The organism is Streptantibioticus ferralitis (assembly GCF_029223525.1).
In the GTDB taxonomy this organism is placed as follows: Bacteria; Actinomycetota; Actinomycetes; order Streptomycetales; family Streptomycetaceae; genus Streptantibioticus_A; species Streptantibioticus_A ferralitis.
Genome location: NZ_JARHTQ010000047.1, coordinates 25,395 through 45,268, shown reverse-complemented (window position 1 = coordinate 45,268; position 19,874 = coordinate 25,395). Strand labels below are relative to the sequence as shown.

The following is a 19,874-nucleotide window of genomic DNA, read 5'->3' as shown; positions in this document are numbered from 1 at the left end:
GAGGCGATGAACGCCTTCGACATCGCCTTCGACGGCCGCCTCTCGGCCGGACGGGTATAGGCCAATCAGATCAACGAGAAACCTCTACGCCAACCGAGTGGTGAACACCGCTTTCGTGATACTCCCTATCGGATGGCGGTCTTCTCGTCGATGCCGAAGACGAGGGCGAGGTGGAGCGGGTCGGCGCCGCGTCAGGCGCGGACGCGGAAGGCGGTGGCGAGGCCGGAGGTGATCGTGGTGACGAGGTGGTCGTGGGAGGTGTCGATGCTGTCCGGGAGGCCGAAGGCGCCTGCCGTCTCCAGGGCGGCGAAGCCGTGCGCCGCTGCCCGCAGGCAGCGGGTGGCGTGCACCAGGTCGGCGTCGGCCAGGCCGTAGCCGCGCAGCGCAGCGAAGATCACCTTCACGACCTCGGCGCCGAGTTCGGCCGCCTGCGGGCCCGCGCCCTGCGGCAGCAGCGCGTAGCGCTCGGGGTGCGCACGGGCGTAGTCGCGGTACGCGTGCAGCACGGCGGCGACCGCGTCGTCGCCGCTGCGCCCCAGCACCGCGTCCCGCAGTTGCTCCGCCAGCTCGCCGAACACCCGCCTCACCAGCATCCACCGCAGCTCCGGCAGCCCCTTGACGTGCTTGTAGAGGGAGGGCACGGCGACCCCGGTGCGGGCGGCGACGGCGGCGAGGGTGAGCGCCGCCGGGCCCTGTTCGTCGACCGTGGCCAGCGCCGCGTCCACGACCGCGGCCGGGCTCAGCCCCGCCCTGGTCCCGGCCTTCCCGGCCCCCGTCCTACTGCGCGGCACCGGCGACCCCTGCCAGGAAGGGCAGCACCGCGTCGGCGGTGGCCCGCGGATCCTCGGCGGCCGGGTAGTGGCCCGAGCCATCGATCATCACCACGTCCCCGCCGGACCGTTCGGCGATCCAGTCGGCCTCGGCACGCGGGTCCGGCTTGAAGTCCGGGTCCTTGCTGCCCATCACGATCCGCACCGGCGGCCCGGCGGCGAGTTCGGCCAGCCGTCGCTCGCTCGCGTCGTGCCCGCCTGCGGACATGGCGCGCAGCGCGGCCATCCGCCCCGGTTCGCGCAGCTGCCCGAGCAACCGGGCGCGGGCCGCGGCGAAGTCGTCCGGCTTTGCACTGGCGAACAGCGTTCCCCAGAAGGCCGTCCAAGCGCGCGGGAAGCGCCCGACGACGGCGATGGCCAGCCGGGCCGCGGCGCCCAGCTGCTTCGGGCTGCGCACGAACGGGCCGGTGAGGACGAGGCCAGCGAACGCCGATGACTCGTCGGCCGCCGCGATCACGGCGGCGCCGGCGGAGTAGGAGTTGGCCACCACGACGGCCGGCCCGGCGTCCAGGTGCCGGACCAGGGCGCGCAGGTCGGCGGCGACCGCGGTGGTGGAGTAGTCGGCGAACGCGGCGTCGGACTCGCCGGCGCCACGCAGGTCGGCGGTGACGACCCGGTAGCCGCGCTCGGCGAGGACCGGGGCAAGGAAGCGATAGGTGGCGCGGTTGTCGCCCATCCCGGGCAGGCAGACCACCAGCGGCCCGTCGCCTCGGGTGTCGTCGTAGGCGATCCGGCCGCCGTCGACGGCGAGGAACTGGGTGGAGTGTGCGGTCCCAACCATGGTGCGAGCCTCCTTGGTTTAGTTCAGTAGCCAATAAGCTAATGTCATTAGCCATTTACCGCAAGAGGGTCTGCGTGGATGGCGAGCCCGTCAGGGCATCAGGGGGTCCGGCCGAGGCAGGCCAGGCCTGGGAAACATCGGGGCCCCAAGGAGAGAGAACGCCCTGGCCAACAGGCCAGCCGATCGTCGGATGCGCCTGCGATCGGCCCTACCGCGATCGGCGTCGCCGCACCCGGCAGCCTGCGGCTGCCATCCCCCGCCATCGCCCCCTTCGCCTGGTCGGCCGCCTCCTCCAGCCCGGCCAGGACGTCCTCGCGCACACCCATCCCGGCCGCGTCGTGGTGCGCGCGAGCCACCGTCGACTCGAAGCGATCGAATCCATGCTCGACGCCCCGAACTCCGGCGGCATCTCCCGCCACTGGCCGCCGGCGCGGAACAGCCAGATCCCCTTCTGACTTCTCGCGCAGGCGCTCCGGGTAGGGACCGGACTGCCCCTGCCACCAGCCATAGCCAGCCGAGAGCCAGTCGTCCGAAACGCCGAACGCCCAGTTCGCAGGTCGTGCAACGTTTTGGAGCGCCATGACCTCAACTCCGTGGCAGCTCAACACTCTTGACCAGCCTCTCAACGCTCATTATCTTTACGTTCATAGAAATCGAGAGAGGGAGTGACGTGATGACAATGGACGTCATCGTGGTCGGCGGCGGTCCGGTGGGGTTGATGACGGCCGCACTGTTGGACGCGGCCGGGGTTCGCGTCGAGGTGTACGAGCGCAACGTGGAACCCAGCGGGGAGTCCCGGGGGACCACCATGCATCCGCGCACCCTGGAGGTGCTCACCATGCTGGACATCGGTGATGGCAGGCGGGTCAGCGATGTCCTTATGGCGCAGGGGAAACGGGTTCGGCACGCGCACTTCGCCACGCTGCGGGACATGCTCGACTACCACGACCTGGACACGCCGTTTCCGTTCGTGCTGATGGTCCCTCAGTGGCGAACCGAACGGGCGCTCGTCGAGTACCTGCGCGCCCGTGCGGTGCCGGTGCACTACGGCGCTGAGGTGACCGACGTCGAGCAGTCCGCGGACGAGGTGCGAATACGTGCCGGCGGGACGCCTCGGGCGGCCCGGTACCTCGTCGGCGCCGACGGCGCGCACAGTATGGTGCGCAGGGCCGCCGGCATCGACTTCCCGGGCGGTGTCCCGACCGTGGTCGGTTTCGTCGCCGACGTGCAACTGGCCGAGCCGGTGCACAGCGCCCAGTACTTCTGGAACCACGTGGCCGGTCACGCCAGCGTGGTGCCCCTCACCGAGACCACGACGCGAGTCTTCGGCGTCGAGGTGACCGACACCGGGCTGACCGCCGACCAGGTGCGGCGCAGGCAAGCCGAACCGCTCACCCCGGAGGATCTGAGCAGGGCGCTGAAAGCGATCTGCGGCACCGACTTCGGTGTGCACAGCCCGTCCTGGATGTCCAGGTCGAGCAACACCAGCAGGCATGCCGCGTGCTACCGCAAAGGTCGGATACTGCTCGCCGGCGATGCCGCGCACGTGCACCTGCCTGCCGGTGGCCAGGGCCTCAACGTGGGCCTCCAGGATGCCACCAACTTGGCCTGGAAACTGGCCGCCGAGGTACACGGCTGGGCGCCCGAGCGGTTGATCACCGGAGAGGCAGGTTACGACAGCGAGCGCCGCCCGGTCGCGGAACGGCTGGTCGCCAGCACACTGGCGCAGGACGCGCTGATGCACAACTTCAGCCGTGCCGGCGAGGCGTTGCGCGAGATGTTCTGCGGATTCATCGAGCGACGCGGTGAGTTGGCCGCGGACCTGTCCGGCTGGCTGTCGGGACTTGCCGTCGGCTACCGGCGGCCGGAAGGAGCCCATTCGCTGGTGGGGACGAGGGCACCGGACCTGGCACTCACACAGGGCACCCTGCTGCGCGCGCTGCGCCCTGACCGGTTCCTGCTCCTGGACTTCGCCGACGAGGCGCCCCTCGCCGGCCTCGGGTCCACGCGGGTGGAGGTGGCGGCCGCGCAACGGCCCACCGGTATGCCGGACCCCGGATGGGACACCGTGTGCGCCGCGCTGATCCGACCGGACGGGCACGTCGCGTACGCCACCGAGTCGGGCTCCGGACTTGCCGACGCGATCGCCGCGTGGACCGGATTCGACCACGAGCCTGTGCCCGCACGGGAGTTGTGATGCCGGTCGCACTGCTCGCGCTGGCCATCGGCGCGTTCGGGATCGGCGCGACCGAGTTCGCCATGATGGGCCTGTTGCCTGCCGTCGCGCACGGCATGCACGTGTCCATACCGCGGGCCGGGTACCTGATCACCGGGTACGCACTCGGTGTCGTGGTCGGCGCCCCGCTGCTCACAGCCGTGTCGGGGCGGTTCACCCGCAAGCGCCTGTTGCTGGCCATGATGGTCGTCTTCACCGTCGGCAACCTGGCGGCGGCGGGCGCGCCCGACTACGGATTCCTGCTGGTCGCACGAGTGTTGACCGCGTTGCCGCACGGCGCGTTCTTCGGGGTCGGCTCGGTGGTCGCGGCCGAGCTGGTCGACGAGCGGCGCAGCGCCCAGGCGATCTCACTGATGTTCACCGGGCTGAGCGTGGCGAACATCATCGGTGTGCCCGCGGCCACCGCGCTGGGCACCGCGTTCGGCTGGCGGCTGGCCTTCGCGCTGATCGGTGCGGCCGGACTGCTGGCAGTGCTCGGAATCGCGGTACTGGTGCCCACCGACCGGACGCACACCCCGGTCCGGCTGCGCACGGAGCTGCGCGCGTTCACCCGGCCGCAGGTCTGGCTCGCGCTCGCCGTGGGCACCCTGGGGTTCGCTGGCGTGTTCGGCACGTACACCTACATCGCGCCCATGCTGAGCACCCTGGCAGGCGCCGGGCCGGCCGGACTGACGGCGGCACTGGCCCTGTTCGGTATCGGCTCGGCGGTGGGCAACCTGCTGGGCGGTCGGCTGGCCGACCGCGCTGTGATGCCCGCGATCTACCTGGCCCTCGGCTTCCTCGCCGCGGTCCTCGCCCTGTTCGCGCTGACCGTGCATGACGAGGCCACCGCGCTGGTGACCGTGTTCGCCATCGGCACGGCCGCTGGGCTGGTGATCCCTCCGGTGCAGTTGCGGACCATGCGAGCGGCCGAGGAGGCCCCGACCATGGCGGCCGCATCGGTGCAGTCGAGTCTCAACATCGCCAACGCCGGAGGCGCCGCGCTCGGCGGCATGGTCATCAGCGCCGGATTCGGTTACGCCGCAGCGAGTCTGGCCGGGGCGGTGCTGGCGCTGGCCGGGCTCGGTCTCGCGCTGGTGTCCGGTCGTCTCGATGGCGTCCCGGCATCCTCCCCCGCCGTGCATGAACGTCAAGATTCTTAACGTTCGTTGTTAGCATGGGAAGATGGCGAACCGTCCGGAGAAACAGGACTACGTGGACAGGCTGATCGAAGTCGTTCCCGATCAGCACGGTCAGGATGTGGTGCAGGCCAAGGCGCTCGCCTACCGGCTGCGTAGGCTGGCCCACCGGCTGGAGACCGAGATCAAACGCGAGCTGGCGCCACACGGCATCGAGTTGTGGGAGCTGGAGCTGCTGGCCTGTCTGATCCGGACCAGGCCGGAACACCGGCTCAGCGCGGGGCAATTGATGGCGCAACTGCAACTCACTTCGGGTGCGGTCACCAACCGGGTCCGCAGGCTGGAGCACAACGGATGGGTGACCAGGGACTTCGACCCGGACGATCGCCGTTCCGTGCTCGTCACCCTGACCCCTGCGGGCGAGGAGCGCGCGCTTGAGGTGTTCGCCGTGAAGACCGAGGCGGAGTACGCACTGCTGTCGGCGCTGTCCTCGACCGCCCAACGCCGTATCAACGGCGATCTCCGCACCGTGCTGCTCTCCCTGGAGGGCCAGGCGTGATCCGGCACCGGCCCCGCGGGCTGTACTTCCTCGACGGCCTCAGCCGAGACGGTCGCGTCTGTCATCAGGCGTCACTTCCTGTTTGAAGATCCACCGTTGACCGTAGGGACCCGGCCGACACGCGCGTCCGGTCCGGGCCATGGCCCCAGGACAGCGGGAGGGCGGTCATGCCGTCGCCGCGTCCTGGGGCGGGTTCACCGGTTCGGATCGGGTCTACCGCCGAGAGGCGGCAGAGTCGTTCAGCGGGTGTACCCCCGTTCGCTGAGCCAGTCGGTGATATGGGCGGCGGCCGTGGAGACGTGCTGGTTGATGAGAGTGAAGTGGTTGCCCGGCGTGGTGCGGGTGGTGGTGATGTGCGGAAGATCGCTCTGCCAGGCGTGCACTCCCGTGTCCGTCCCCGGCGGGACCGGGAGGGGCTCCGATGCCTGTAGGAGCAGAGTCGGGAAGGGGGCGGGGGCCGGGGTCCAGGTGCGCAGGAGTTGTTCGGTCCAGGCGTAGGCGGACAGGGCGGTGGCGGTGTAGCCGCCGGTGAGGTCCCCGCGCTCGTACAGGCCGTGCCACAGGTGGGGAAGGAGCGCGCGGGCGGTGGGAGTTTGCAGGTCGTAGGTGTCCAGGAGGACGACGGCCTGCACGGGGGTGCCGTGGTCGGCGAGGTAGCGGGCGGTTGCGTGGGCGAGGATGCCGCCGGATGAAGTGCCCAGGAGGACCACCGGCTCGGCGGCCACGCTGCCGGTCCCGGCGGTGCTGTCGCTGCTGGTTTCGGCGATCACGGCCTGTGCCAGCCCTGCCACGAGTGCTTCGCGGGTGGCGGGCAGGGCCTCGTCCGTGCCGAAGCCGGGGGGCGTCAGGCAGGATATGACCCAGTGTTCGGGGAGGGCTTGGGCGAGTGCGAAGTAGGTGTCCGGGCCGGTCAGGGGCACGACCGGGGCCACGCAGATCAGGCGGGGGCCCGAGGTGCTGGCGGTGAGCCGGTCCACGGTGGGCGCGAGGGGCCCGGTGCTCTTGGGCCTCAGGGTGGCGAGACTGGACAGCAGGGTGTCGGCGTCGTCCAGGCGGCTGGTCTGTACGGCCTCGCGGTGGAGGCGGGCGACGAGGTCCGTCGGGGCGGTGCCGTGGTCGGGCGTCGGCGGGGTGGCGAGGTGGTCGAGGAGGTGGTCGGCCAGGTGGGCCGGGGTGGGGTGGGTTAGGACGACGGTGCTGGGCAGGGCGGTGCCGGTCGCCATGGCGAGCCGGTTGCGCAGGTCGACCGCCGCGAGGGAATCCATGCCGTTGTCGCGGAATACCGCGTGCTCGGCGACCGCGTCGCCGGATGCGTGGCCGAGGGCTGCCGCGGCCTCGTTGCGTATCAGGTCCAGGAGCAGTCGCCGCTGCTCGGTGGCCGGAAGGCTCCGCAGCCGCGTCGTGAACTCGCCGTCGCCAGCGGTGGCTTCGGGCTCGGTGAGGTCTTGTGCCTCGGGAAGTTCGCTGAAGAAGGGCTTGGGGCCGGCTGTGGTGACGACGGGGAGGTAGCGCTTCCAGTCGACGTCGGCGACCGTCAGCGCGCTCTCCTCCTCGTGGAGTGCTTGGGCGAGGCCGGCCAGGGCCAGGTCGCCATCAAGGAAGGACAGCCCGGTGCGGAGGAGCCGCTCGCTGGCGCGTTCGCCCAGTTGCTCGCGGGCTTCCTCCCAGGGGCCGAAGAAGATCGACGTCGCGCAGGCGCCGCGAGCGCGGCGCTGCGCCGCCAGCGCCTCCAGGTACGCGCCGGCCGCCGCCTGAGCGGCGTGGTCGCCCACGCCCCAGACTCCGGCGACCGACGAGGGCAGGACGAAGGCGTCCAGTTCGCTGGGGTCCAGGAGTTCGTCGAGGTGCGCGGCACCGGTCACCTTGGCGTGCACCGCGTCGGCGACATGGTCGAGACCGGCCGTGGCGAGCGGGCCGAGGGCACGGGTACCGGCCAGGTGGACCACCGAGCGCACCGGGGTGCCCTTTGCTGACAGCTCGTCGAGTACGGCGGCCACCGCGTCCTTGTCGGTCAGGTCGCAGGGCACCGCCTCGGCGGTCGTCCGCTGGGCGTTCAGCTCCGCCAACAGCTCGGCGGCGCCGGGTGCGGCGGGGCCGCGGCGGCTGAGCAGTACCAGGTGTTCGGCACCCTGCCGGGCGAGCCAGCGGGCGGTCCTGCTGCCCAGGGCTCCGGTGCCGCCGGTGATCAAAGTCGTGCCGCGGGGTGTCCAGTCGGCGGGCGAGTCGGCTCGTGCGGGTGCCCTCACCAGGCGCCGGACGAGGACGCCCGAGGAGCGCACCGCCGCCTGGTCCTCCCCCGGGCCCTGCGAGAGCAGCGAGGCGAACCGGTCGGCCGCCTGGGCATCGAGCCGCTCGGGGAGGTCGGCCAGTCCGCCGCGCAGCGAGGGTGCTTCCAGGGTGGCGGTGCGTGCCAGTCCGAGGGTCATGGCCTGGCGCGGGTTGCGTACCGGGTCGGCCGGGCCGGTGGAGACCGCGCCGCGGGTCACCGTCCACAGCGGCACCCGGGTGCCGGAGGTCATGAGGGCCTGGGTCAGGGAGACGGTCAGGGCCAGGCCGGCGGGCAGTGCGGGCTGGTCGGCGTCGGCTTCTTCGGCCGTGCCGAGGAGCGAGAGCACTCCGGCCGTGCGGTCGAGGTCGCCGAGTCGTGCCGTGAGCGTCTCGGGGTCGGTACAGGTCTTGTCGAGGACCACGCGGCGGAATCGGGCGCCGTGTGCGGTCAGGGCGTCCAGTACGTCCGTGTCGTCGGCACCGCTGGTGGTGACGACCAGCCAGGTGCCGGTCAGGGACGGGTCGGCGGGGACGCGCAGGGGTGTCCAGGCCGTCCGGTAGCGGCGGTTGCTGACCAGGGCGTGCTGGTCCTGGCGCTTGCGCCAGGCCGACAGCGCGGGGAGTACCGCGTCGAGGGCGTCCTTGTGTTCGACTTCAAGACCGATGAGCGTGCCGAGGACAGCGGCGTCCTGCTGGTCCACCGCCTCCCACAGCGGCCCGTCGGCGGAGCCGGGCGTGCGGGGCGTCGGGGTGGGCGGGGCGGTCCAGTAGGACTCGTGCTGGAAGGCGTAGGTCGGCAGGTCCACCGCGCGGCCACCGGTCAGCACCGTGGGCCAGTCGACGGGCACGCCGTGGGCGTGGGCCTCCCCCAGCGAGCGCAGGACGCGGTCCCATCCGCCGTCGTCCCGGCGCAGGGTGCCCAGGGTGACCGCGGGGCTGTCCGCGTTCTCGATGATCTCGGTGGTGCCGACCGCGAGCACCGGATGCGGGCTGACCTCGATCATGACGCCGTGCCCCGCGCGCACCAGGCCCGTCATCGTCTCGGCGAAGGACACGGTCTGGCGCAGGTTACGGCACCAGTAGCGGGCGTCCAGCTCCTTCGTGTCCAGGCGGCCTCCGGTCACCGTGGAGTAGAACGGCACCTGGGACGCGCGGGGCCGTACGTCGGCCAGCAGCTCCAGCAGTTCGGGCTCGATCTGGTCGATGTGCGCGGAGTGGGCGGCGAAGTCCACCCCGGGCAGCCGCCAGCGCATGAGCCCGGCAGCGGACAGGCCGCGCTCGACCTCGTTCAGAGCGGCCGGGTCGCCGGAGATCGTCACGATCCGCGGGCCATTGACCGCTGCGATCGACACCGCGCCGCAGACCTGGTCCAGCACCGCCTGGACCTGTTCGCGCGAGGCCATCACCGACATCATCGCGCCGCTCCCGGACAACCGTTCACGGATCAGGCGGCTGCGCAGCGCCACCACCCGGGCACCGTCCTCCAGAGACAGACCGCCGCTGACACAGGCGGCAGCGACCTCACCCTGGGAATGACCGACCACCGCGGCCGGCTCGACCCCCAGCGAACGCCACACGGCGGCGAGCGAGACCATGACCGCCCACAGCACGGGCTGCTGCACGTCGGGCCGCCCCTCCAGCGCAGGCGCACCAGGTTCACCACGCATCACGCCGGTGAGCGACCAGTCGATGTACGGGTCCAGGGCCGCCTGGCACTCGTCGACGCGGGCGGCGAAGACCGGCGAGGCGTCCAGGAGTTCGGCCGCCATTCCCGACCAGGCCGCGTCCTGGCCTGGGAAGACGAAGACCACCGGGCCGCGTTCGGGCGCGGTTCCCCGCAGCACACCGGGATGCGCGGTGCCCTGGGCCAGGGCGGTCAGGCTCTCGTGCAGCGCCGCGCGGTCGTCGCCGACCAGCACCGCCCGGTGCTCGAAGGCGGTACGGGTCGTCGCCAGCGAGTGCCCGACGTCGATGGGCCGCAGCTCGGGGTGGTTCTCCAGGTGGGTGAGGAGTTTGCGGGCTTGGGCGCGTAGTGCGGCGGCGGACTTGCCCGACAGCGGCCAGGCCACCGGGCCGCCCGATGCCTGAGCCACCGTCAGGGGGTGGTCGGCGGGCGCCAGCGCGTCGGTCCCGCGCACGGGCTGGTCGGCGGGCGTGGGGGCCTGTTCCAGGACGGCGTGCGCGTTGGTGCCGCTCATGCTGAATGCCGAGACCGCGCACCGCCGCGGACGCCCGAGAAGGGGCCACGGCACGGTCTCGGTCAGCAGACGGAGCGCGCCCGCATCCCAGTCGATGCGCGAGGACGGTTCGGTGACGTGGAGAGTCTTGGGCAGCAGGCCGTGCTGCATCGCCATCACCATCTTGATGACACCCGCGACACCGGCGGCGGTCTGGGTGTGCCCGATGTTGGATTTGACCGAGCCGACCAGCAGCGGCGGGTTGCCGCCCCGCTCCTGGCCGTAGGTGGCCAGCAGGGCGTGCGCCTCGATCGGATCGCCCAGCGCGGTGCCGGTCCCATGTGCCTCGACGGCATCGACGTCGGACGCGGTCAGTCCGCTGTTGGCCAGGGCCTGCCGGATGACCCGCTGCTGCGCCGGACCGCTGGGCGCGGTCAGCCCGTTGGAGGCACCGTCGGAGTTCACCGCCGACCCGCGGACGACGGCCAGCACCCGGTGACCGTGCCGCACGGCGTCCGAGAGCCTCTCCAGCACCAGCAGGCCCGCGCCTTCGGCGATGCCCATGCCGTCCGCCGACTCGTCGAACGCCTTGCACCGACCGTCCGGCGCCATGACCCGGTGCCGACTCAGCGAGACCAGCACGTCCGGGCCTGCCAGCACCGTCGCACCGCCGGTCAGGGCCAGGCTGCTTTCCCCCGAGCGCAGCGACTGGCACGCCGTGTGGAGCGCGACCAGGGAGGCGGAACAGGCCGTGTCCACCGTCACCGTCGGCCCGGCCAAGTCGAAGAAATAGGCCAGACGGCCCGACAGCACGCTGGGGAGCGTCCCGGTGAGCTGGTATCCGTCGGCGTCCGCCGATGCTCCTGCGCCGTAGGTCTGGGAGAGTGCGGAGACGAACGTGCCGGTCGTGCTTCCCCGCAGGGAGGCCGGGTCGAGCCCGGCGCGTTCGAACGCCTCCCAGGCGAGCTCCAGCAGCATCCGCTGCTGCGGGTCCATCGCAGCCGCCTCACGCGGGGAGATCCCGAAGAATCCCGCATCGAACTCGGCAGCCCCTTCGAGGAAGCCCCCCGCCCTCGCGGAGGTCTTGCCGGCCCGCTCCGGGTCGGGGTGGTACACATCCGGGTCCCAGCCGCGGTCGGCGGGCAGCGGGGAGACGGCGTCCGTGCCCGCCACCAGCAGCTCCCACAGCTCCTCGGGCGAACCCACCCGGCCGGGGAACCGGCAGCTCATTCCGATGATCGCGATCGGCTCGGCGTCGGGCGTCCCGGCCGCCAAGCCGCGCGTCGTGGCCGGGGTCGGCGCGGCGCCCTGGTGTTGCTCGCCGGTCCCGCCGTCCAGCTCGGTCCACAGGTGGGCGGCCAGTGCTTCGGGGGTCGGGTGGTCGTAGACCAGGGTCGACGGCAGGCGCAGGCCCGTGCGTTTCCGCAGTGCGTTCCGCAACTGACTGGCGGCCAGGGAGTCGAAGCCCAGGTCCTTGAACGATCGCCCGGCCCCGACCGCCGCCGTGCCCGCCAGCCCCAGCACCGCGGCTACCTGCTCGCGCAGCAACTCCAGCAGACGGGCACGGGCCTGGTCGCCCGTCAGCCCGGCCAGCAGGCTGGAGGCCCGGTCGGTGGCGGCGGTGCGACGGGCGGGTGCGGCGGGGACCAGGCTCCGGAAGACGGCGGGGACCTCGTCGCGCGCCCGCAGAGCGGCCCGGTCGACCCGTGTCGCCACCACCGACGCCCCGCGGGCCGCGCTCGCGGCGTCGAACCAGGCCAGTCCCTGCTCGACGGAGGACACCGGCAACCCGGCCCGCGCTGTCCTCCCCATCTCTGCGGCGCTCAGCCCGGCGGACGCACCGGCGTCCTGGGGCCACGGCCCCCACCCGATGGACAGGCCCACGAGGCCTTCCGCGGCACGCCGCTGTGCCAGCGCGTCCAGGAACGTGTTCGCCGCGGTGCAGGCGGCCTGTCCTGCGTTGCCCAGGATGCCGAAGGCCGAGGAGCACAGCACGAACGCCGTCAGGTCGTGATTGCGGGTCAGTTCGTGCAGGTGCCAGGCGCCGTCCAGCTTCGGCCGGAAGACCGTCTCCAGCCGATCCGGGGTCAGCGCCGGGATGAGGCCGTCGTCGAGCACGCCGGCGGCGTGCACGATGCCGGTCAGCGGGTGCTCGGCCGGGACATCCGTCAGCAGGGCGGCCAGGGCCGCGCGGTCGGAGACGTCGCAGGCAGCGGCGGTCACCCGCGCCCCCCGCGCGGTCAGCTCGGCCACCAGTTCGCCGGCGCCCTCGGTGTCGGCGCCCCGGCGTCCGGCCAGCAGGAGGTGACGGACCCCGTGTTCGGTGACCAGGTGCCGGGCAACCAGCGCGCCCAGGCCGCCCAGACCACCGGTGACCAGCACGGTGCCCTCGCCGCCCCACACCGGGTGCGGCACTGCCGGGTCCGCCGCCGACGAGCCCGGAGGGTCGACGGGGGCTAGGCGCGGCACGAGCAACTCACCGCCTCGCAGGGCCAGTTGGGGCTCGTCGCAGCCCAGCACAGCGCGTCGCACCTCCGCGGCGGCCGATACCGGATCCCCGCCATCCGCGGGGTCCACATCGAGCAGCACGAAACTGCCGGGGCTCTCCTGCTGGGCCGAACGCACCAGCCCCCACACCGCAGCCGCCACCACATCCGGCACCGTTCCAGGCGCGGTGGCCACCGCCCCGCGGGTCACGAACACCAGCCGGGAAGGCCGCCCGACACCACTCCCGTCGCCGTCCTCGTCGGCCAGGTGCTGCCGTAGTACGTCGAGGACGGAGGTGGTGACGGTACGAACCGCCTCCGGCACCGGCACACCAGCAGGCACGTCGACCGGGACCAGCACCGCTTCCCCGGCCGCAGCAGGGTCGTGCCCGCCGGTTTCCGGCACCGGGGCGGTGTCGAGCACCGGGGCGGTGTCGAGCACCGGGGCGGGCAGCCAGTCCAGGCGCAGCAGCGGCTGACCCCCCACCGGCCGCGGGGTGTCGACGGCCGACGGGCGCAGCGTCAACGAGCGTACGGAGAGCACCGGATCGCCCGCGGCGTCCGCCGCGGTCAGCGTGACGGTGTCCTCACCCGTCCTGCGCAGCCGCACCCGCAGCACCGACGCGCCCACGGCGTGCAGGCTCACTCCGGACCAGGCCGTCGGCGACAGACCGCGGAGTGAGTCGTCGAGACCGCTCAGCGACACCACGTTCAGCGCCGCGTCCAGGAGCGCGGGATGCAGGCCGAAGGCGTCGGCGTCCTCGGCGAGTTGCTCGGGGAGCCCGACCTCGGCCAGCACCTCCTCTCCCACTCGCCAAGCCGTCCGAACAGCCTGCGGCGCCGTCCCATGCACGGATCCGGCAGCGGGCCGGGACTCGTGGAAGGCATCCAGGTCGACCGGTACCGCGCCCTCCGGCGGCCACGCCCGCCCGTCTTCAAGCTCGGCCGCGGGCGCGCCGGGTGCGAGGACGCCGGTGGCGTGCAGCGTCCAGGGCGCGTCGGAGGTGTCGGCGGGCCGCGCGTGAACGCCCAGCGTGCGCCGACCACCGTCGCCGGGGCCGCCGATCGCCACCTGGATCCGCACACCGCTCTCGCCCGCCCCGGACAGCACCAGCGGGGCGGCCAGGGTGAGTTCCTCGACCACGTCGCAGCCGACCTCGCCGCCCGCCCGTACCGCCAGCTCCACGAACCCGGCCCCGGGGAAGACCACATGGTCGGCCAGCCACGGCTGCTCCGTGGCCGACAGCCGCCCGGTGCACAACAGGCCACCGCTGTCGGGCAGTTCCACGACCGCGCCGAGCAGCGGGTGGTCCGCGCGGTCCAGCCCTGCCGAGACGACCCCGGCCGCCGAGCCCGTGGAAGCGATCCAGTACCGGTCGCGCTGGAAGGCGTAGGTCGGCAGCGCGATGCGGCGCGCGCCGGTCCCGGCGAACAACTCGGCCCACCGCACCGGCACACCGCGGACGTACAGCCGGGCAGCCGCCGTCACCGCCGTGGACTCCTCGCCACGGTCCCGGCCCAGCAGCGGCACCGTCTCGACGTCCGCCCCGTCGATCAGGATGTCCTGGGCCAGCGCGGACAGCGTCGCGTCCGGTCCCAGTTCCAGGAAGGTACGGGCTCCGGCCGCGGCCGCCGCGGCGACCGCGTCGGCGAACCGCACGGTCCGCCCGACATGCTCCACCCAGTAGCCGGGGGTGCGGATCCGCTCCGCGTCGATCTCCTCCCCGGTGACGGTCGAGACGATCGGGATACGCGGCTCGCCCAGAGCCAGGCTCTCGACGACCGTGCGGAAGTCGTCCAGCATCGGCGTCATCAGCGGGGAATGGAACGCGTGACTGACCTGCAACCGCGTCGCCTTGCGCCCGTCGGCCGCGAATCGGTCCGCGATCGCCTCGACCACGGCGGTCTCTCCGGAGACCACCACCGACTGCGGGCCGTTGACCGCGGCCAGCCCCACCCGGCCCCCGGAAGCGGCGAGCAGCGGCGCCACCTCGTCCTCGGTGGCCCGCAGCGCGACCATGGCGCCGCCTTCCGGCAGCGCCTGCATCAGGCGTCCGCGGGCGGCGACGAGCGTGCACGCATCCGGCAGGGACAGCACCCCGGCCACGTGTGCCGCCGCAATCTCCCCGACCGAGTGCCCGACCAGCACATCGGGCACCGCCCCCCAGGACTCCACCAGCCGGAAGAGGGCCACCTCCAGCGCGAACAGCGCGGGCTGGGCGTACTCGGTACGGTTCAGCAGCTCCGCGTCGTCGCCGAACACCACCTCGCGCAGCGACCGCTCCAACTGCCCGTCCAGCAGCGTGCAGACCTCGTCCCACGCCGCCGCGAACACCGGGAACCGGGCGTACAGGTCGCGGCCCATGCCCAGCCGCTGCGCGCCCTGGCCCGCGAACAGCAGCGCCACGGAGTCGGCGGCGCCGACCACGGTGCCCTCGGCCACCCGCGCGGCCTGCCAGTCACCGTCCTCCGTGCCGTCCGTGCCGTCCATGCCGTCCATGGCGTCCGTGCCGTCCATGGCGGCGCTGCCCGTCGTGACCAGCAGGACCGCTCGGCACTCCAGCTCGGAGCGTGTCGTCGCCAGCGAGTAGCCGACGTCCGGCGCCGCCGCGCCGGTCTCGGCCACGAAAGCGGCCAGCCGGTCCAGCCCGGCCTCAAGCGCCGCGTCGGTACGGGCCGACACCGGCCACGGCACCACCGCGGGCCCGGCCTGTGCCGGGAGCGCGGCCGGTGCAGGCGCGGCGGGACGACCGGGCCGGTCCTGCGGCGGCTGCTCGATGATCACGTGCGCGTTCGTGCCGCTGATCCCGAACGACGACACACCCGCACGGCGGGGCCGCTCGACCTGCGGCCACGGAACGGACCCGGTGAGCAGCTCCACCGCGCCGGCCGACCAGTCCACCTGCGACGACGGCGCGTCCACGTGCAGCGTCCGAGGCAGCACACCGTGCCGCATCGCCAGGATCATCTTGATGACGCCCGCGACACCAGAGGCGGCCTGGGTGTGCCCGATGTTGGACTTCAGCGACCCCAGCAGCAGCGGACGGTACCGGTCCTGCCCATAGGTGGCCAGCAGCGCCTGGGCCTCGATCGGGTCACCCAGCCGGGTGCCGGTGCCGTGCCCCTCCACCGCGTCCACGTCCGAGGGCACCAGGCCCGCACCGCCCAGGGCCTGGCTGATCAGCTGCCGCTGCGCGATCCCGCTCGGCGCGGTCAGGCCGTTCGACGCCCCGTCGGAGTTGACCGCGGAGCCGCGCAGGACCGCGAGCACATGGTGGCCGTCCCGGATCGCGTCCGAGAGCCGTTGCAGCACCAGGATGCCCACGCCCTCGGACCATCCGGTGCCGTCCGCGGCCTCCGCATACGCCTTGCAGCGGCCGTCGGGCGACAGACCGCCCTGCCGGGCGAACTCCACGAAGATCCCCGGCTCGGACATCACGGTGACACCACCGGCCAGCGCCAGGGAGCACTCGCCGGCCCGCAGCGCCTGCGCTGCGAGATGCAACGCCACCAGCGACGAGGAGCAGGCCGTGTCCACGGTCAGCGCCGGCCCCCGCAACCCCAGGGCGTAGGCGATCCGGCCGGAAAGGACGCTCGGCGAGGTGCCGGTCAGCAGATACCCTTCCACGTCACCGGAGCTGTCCTTCAGCCGCGGACCGTAGTCCTGGGCCATCGCCCCCACGAACACCCCGGTCCGGCTGCCGTGCAGGGACGACGGAGCGATCTCGGCCCGCTCCACCGCCTCCCAGCTCACCTCCAGCGCCAGCCGCTGCTGCGGGTCCATCGCCTGCGCCTCACGCGGCGAGATCCCGAACAACGCCGCATCGAAACGGTCCGCGTCGTGCAGGAACCCGCCCGGCCTGCCGGTCGCCGCCATCTGAGATGTCCACCCACGGCCGGTGGGCAGCTCGGAGATGGCGTCCGTCTCGGCCGAGATCAGGTCCCACAGCTCCTCCGGCGAGGTCACCCCGCCCGGGAAGCGGCAGGCCATGCCCACGATCACCACCGGTTCGTCCGCCTCGACGGCACCAGGCTCCGGCGACACGCCGCCGGTTGCCGGGCCGGTGAACCGAGCGGCCAGATGATCCGCGAACCGGTCCGGCGTGGGGTGGTCGAACAGCACGGTGTTGGCCATCCGCAGTCCGGTCGCGGCCTTCAGACGGGTCACCAGCTCCACCGCCATGGCCGAGTCGAAGCCCAGCTCCCGGAAGGAGTGCGCCGGGTTCATCCGGTCCGCGGAGGAGTGACCGAGCACCACCGCCGTCTCCGTACGCACCAGCCGCGCCAGACCGGCGCGCGTCCACGCGGCGTCGGATCCCACGCGAACCGGCTCCGGACCGGCAGCGTGCCCGTCCACGACGACGGCCGGCCCGGTCCCGGCCACCGCAGCGGCCGCGCCCGCCTCCTGCACCGCGGCACCGTCGGCCGCCTCCGGGAGCCAGTAGCGCTCCCGCTGGAACGCGTACGTCGGCAGGGCCACCCGCCGGGCGCCGGTACCGGCGAACGACCGCGACCAGTCGACCGGCACACCACGGACGTACAACTCCGCCAGACAGGTCAGGAACCGGTCCCTCCCGCCCAGGTCCCGGCGCAGCGTGCCGACGGCCACCGCCCGGGTGTCGGCCGCATCGATGGCCTCCTGGATTCCGCCGGTCAGCACGGGGTGGGAGCTGACCTCGACGAAGAACCGGTAGTCCTGCCCCAGCAACGCCCGTACCGCCGGTTCGAATCCGACGGTCTGCCGCAGGTTGCGGTACCAGTACCCGGCGTCCATACCGGTGGTGTCCAGCCACCCGCCGGTCACCGTGGAGAGGAACGGCACCTGCGTACGGCGCGGACCGATACCCTCCAGCGCGGCCGTCAACTCCTCACGCACCTGCTCGACCTGTGCCGAGTGCGAGGCGTAGTCCACCGCGATACGGCGTACCCGTACGTCGGCGCCCGCGAGTTCCTCGAACAACGCGTCCAGCGCCGCCAGTTCGCCGGAGACCACGACCGAGCCGGGCCCGTTGACCGCGGCGACCGAGATCCGGCCGTCCCAGCGGTCCAGTCGCGCCTCGACCTCGGCCTGCGGCAACGGCACCGACAGCATGCCGCCCTCCCCCGCCAGTCGGCGGGCGATGATCCGGCTGCGCAGCGCCACGACCCGCGCCGCGTCCCGAAGTGACAGCGCACCGGACACGCACGCCGCCGCGATCTCCCCCTGCGAATGCCCCACCACCGCGTCCGGGACCACCCCGTGCGCCTGCCACAGCGCCGCAAGGGACACCATCACCGCCCAGGAGACGGGCTGGACCACATCCACTCGCTCCAGCGACGGCGCCCCCTCGGCCTGCTGCAACACCTCCAGCAGCGACCAGTCCACATGGGGCGCCAGCGCGGCAGCGCACTCGGCCAGCCGCTCGGCGAACACCGGGGACTCCGCCATCAACCGGACACCCATGCCCGCCCACTGCGAACCCTGGCCGGGGAAGACGAACACCGTCTTGCCCTCGACGTCGGCGACTCCCCGCACCACGCCGGGCGCTGACTCACCGTCGGCCAGCGCCGCCAGCGCGCCCAGTCCACCCGTCCGGTCCGGCGCGAGGACGACGGCACGCTGGTCGAAAGCGGTCCGGGTGGTCGACAGGGAGTAACCCACGTCGACCGGTTCGAGGTGCTGGTTCTCCGCCATGTGGCGGGCCAGGTCGGCGGCCTGCGCGCGGAGGGCGTCCCGGGTCCGCCCCGACAGCGGCCACGGCGCAGTGCCGCTGACGGCATCGGCACCCGCGGCCGCAGGCGCGTTCCCGGGCGCCGACTCGGCGGCGGACAGGATCAGGTGACAGTTGGTGCCGCCCATGCCGAACGAGGACACCCCGGCCAGGGCCCGGCCGTCGCGGTAGGGCCAGGGGCGGGTCGCCGTCACCACGTCCAGGCGCCACTCGTCGAAGCGGATCCGCGGGTTGGGCCGTTCGAAGTTCAGGCTCGCCGGCAACTCGCCGTTGCGCAGCGACAGCACGACCTTCACCAGGCCGGTGATGCCCGCGGCGCCCTCCAGGTGCCCCACGTTCGTCTTCGCCGAACCGACCAGCAGCGGGCTGTCCCCGGGGCGGCCCGCCCCGTAGACGGCACCGAGCGCCGCCGCCTCCACCGGGTCACCCACCCGGGTACCGGTCCCGTGCAGCTCCACGTACTGCACCTCGGCCGGGTCCACGCCCGCACGCCGGCACGCCGCCTGCAACACCGCCCGCTGCCCGCGCGGATCGGGCGTCGTCAGACCCTCGGCCGTGCCGTCGTTGTTGACCGCGCTCCCCTCGATGACGCAGTAGATCTCATCGCCGTCAGCCAGTGCCCTGGCCAGCGGCTTGAGCAGCACCATCCCCGCGCCCTCGCCGCGGACGTACCCGTTGGCGCGCTCGTCGAAGGTGAAGCAGCGGCCGTCCGCGGACAGGGCGCCGAGCTGGTCCGCCGCCACCGCGCTGTCCTGTACCAGGTTGAGGTGTACACCGCCGGCCAGCGCCGTCGCCGACTCCCCGCGCCGCAAGCTCTCGCACGCCAGGTGCACCGCCACGAGCGACGACGACTGCCCGGTGTCCACCACCAGGCTCGGCCCTCGCAATCCCAGGAAGTAGGAGATTCGATTCGCGATCACGCTGCGGTTCAGGCCGGTGAGGGTGTGGTGCCCGACCGCTGCCGGTCCCCTGCGCCGGTCCAGTGCGCTGTAGTCGTCCGCGGTCACGCCGACGAACACCCCGGTGTCGCTGCCCCGTACCGCGGCGGGCAGGACGCCCGCGTCCTCCAGGACCTCCCAGCCCAGCTCCAGCGCGAGACGCTGCTGCGGGTCCATCGACCGCGCCTCACGCGGAGAGATCCCGAAGAACTCGGCGTCGAAACGGTCGACTTCGCGCAGGAAGGCACCACGGCCGGTCCTGCCGGAGGCCGCCGCCTCGTTGCTCCACCGACCCGGCGGCACCTGCGCCACCGCGCTCCCCCCGCCTGTCAGCAGCCGCCAGAACCGCTCGGGATCCTCCGCGGACGGCAGCCGGCAGGCCACCCCCACCACCGCGATGGCGTTGTCCGTCGCACGGATGCGCTCAGCAGACATGGGCTCGGATCGGCTCACGGTACCGCTCCCCTAACTCTTCGTCTCAGCAGGCTCGGCAGTGAGAGAGCACGTGCCGCTACACGCCCGTTCTCCAAGAATCCGGCGGCACCGGACCGCCGTTCGAGTCGTGATCAACAAAGCGCGATATTACAGGGGCACCCGCGCCACGCCAATCACTCTCGCTTTGCTCTTCGGGGCGCTCGTTCAACATCTCGCGCTTTGCTAATGCAAACAACCCCTACTCGACCCGACAAGGAATACCCCTATACCCGAGCCCCGATGCATGAAAACCCTTCCCGTTGCATTATCGTTGGGGCCTCGTCGGCCGAATAGGG

General features: G+C 72.6%; 7 protein-coding genes. 3 read left to right on the top strand and 4 right to left on the bottom strand.

Annotation, left to right across the window (positions count from 1 at the left end; genetic code table 11):
- Positions 1 to 191 precede the first annotated feature (191 nt).
- The 3 genes from P2L57_RS36965 to P2L57_RS36955 form a co-directional block, all read right to left on the bottom strand.
- Positions 192 to 791 carry a TetR/AcrR family transcriptional regulator gene (locus P2L57_RS36965; RefSeq protein WP_275822391.1) on the bottom strand — a complete coding sequence of 200 codons (600 nt, stop codon included), beginning with the start codon at positions 789 to 791 and terminating at the stop codon, positions 192 to 194.
- Entirely contained in the window at positions 778 to 1,611 is an 834-nt protein-coding gene (locus P2L57_RS36960; RefSeq protein WP_275822389.1) for an alpha/beta fold hydrolase, read from the bottom strand. Before P2L57_RS36960 ends, P2L57_RS36965 begins: the two co-directional genes overlap by 14 nt.
- A gap of 98 nt (positions 1,612 to 1,709) precedes the next feature.
- Complete coding sequence (locus P2L57_RS36955) at positions 1,710 to 2,192, bottom strand: hypothetical protein (protein WP_275822387.1); 483 nt, start codon at positions 2,190 to 2,192, stop codon at positions 1,710 to 1,712.
- Between the two features lie 92 nt (positions 2,193 to 2,284).
- Between P2L57_RS36955 and P2L57_RS36950 the strand changes: the two genes are divergently transcribed.
- From P2L57_RS36950 to P2L57_RS36940, 3 genes are read left to right on the top strand one after another with little or no spacing between them, the layout of a single operon-like run.
- Positions 2,285 to 3,808, top strand: a complete 1,524-nt coding sequence (locus P2L57_RS36950; RefSeq protein WP_275822385.1) for an FAD-dependent monooxygenase — start codon at positions 2,285 to 2,287, stop codon at positions 3,806 to 3,808.
- Positions 3,808 to 4,989 (top strand): MFS transporter, encoded by a 1,182-nt coding sequence (locus P2L57_RS36945; protein ID WP_275822383.1) that lies wholly within the window; start codon positions 3,808 to 3,810, stop codon positions 4,987 to 4,989. Before P2L57_RS36950 ends, P2L57_RS36945 begins: the two co-directional genes overlap by 1 nt.
- Positions 4,990 to 5,011: 22 nt before the next feature.
- Positions 5,012 to 5,524, top strand: coding sequence for a MarR family winged helix-turn-helix transcriptional regulator (locus P2L57_RS36940; RefSeq protein ID WP_275822381.1), 513 nt, complete (start codon positions 5,012 to 5,014; stop codon positions 5,522 to 5,524).
- A 239-nt stretch (positions 5,525 to 5,763) separates the two neighbouring features.
- Here the strand turns inward: P2L57_RS36940 and P2L57_RS36935 are convergent, their stop codons facing one another.
- Positions 5,764 to 19,539 carry a type I polyketide synthase gene (locus P2L57_RS36935; protein ID WP_303657103.1) on the bottom strand — a complete coding sequence of 4,592 codons (13,776 nt, stop codon included), beginning with the start codon at positions 19,537 to 19,539 and terminating at the stop codon, positions 5,764 to 5,766.
- Positions 19,540 to 19,874 lie beyond the last annotated feature (335 nt).

Excerpts from the sequence above, each read along its gene's own strand:
- P2L57_RS36960 (WP_275822389.1), bottom strand. The coding sequence starts at position 1,611 with ATGGTTGGGACCGCACACTCCACCCAGTTCCTCGCCGTCGACGGCGGC.
- P2L57_RS36955 (WP_275822387.1), bottom strand. The coding sequence starts at position 2,192 with ATGGCGCTCCAAAACGTTGCACGACCTGCGAACTGGGCGTTCGGCGTT.
- P2L57_RS36950 (WP_275822385.1), top strand. The coding sequence starts at position 2,285 with ATGACAATGGACGTCATCGTGGTCGGCGGCGGTCCGGTGGGGTTGATG.
- P2L57_RS36945 (WP_275822383.1), top strand. The coding sequence starts at position 3,808 with ATGCCGGTCGCACTGCTCGCGCTGGCCATCGGCGCGTTCGGGATCGGC.
- P2L57_RS36940 (WP_275822381.1), top strand. The coding sequence starts at position 5,012 with ATGGCGAACCGTCCGGAGAAACAGGACTACGTGGACAGGCTGATCGAA.
- P2L57_RS36935 (WP_303657103.1), bottom strand. The coding sequence starts at position 19,539 with ATGTCTGCTGAGCGCATCCGTGCGACGGACAACGCCATCGCGGTGGTG.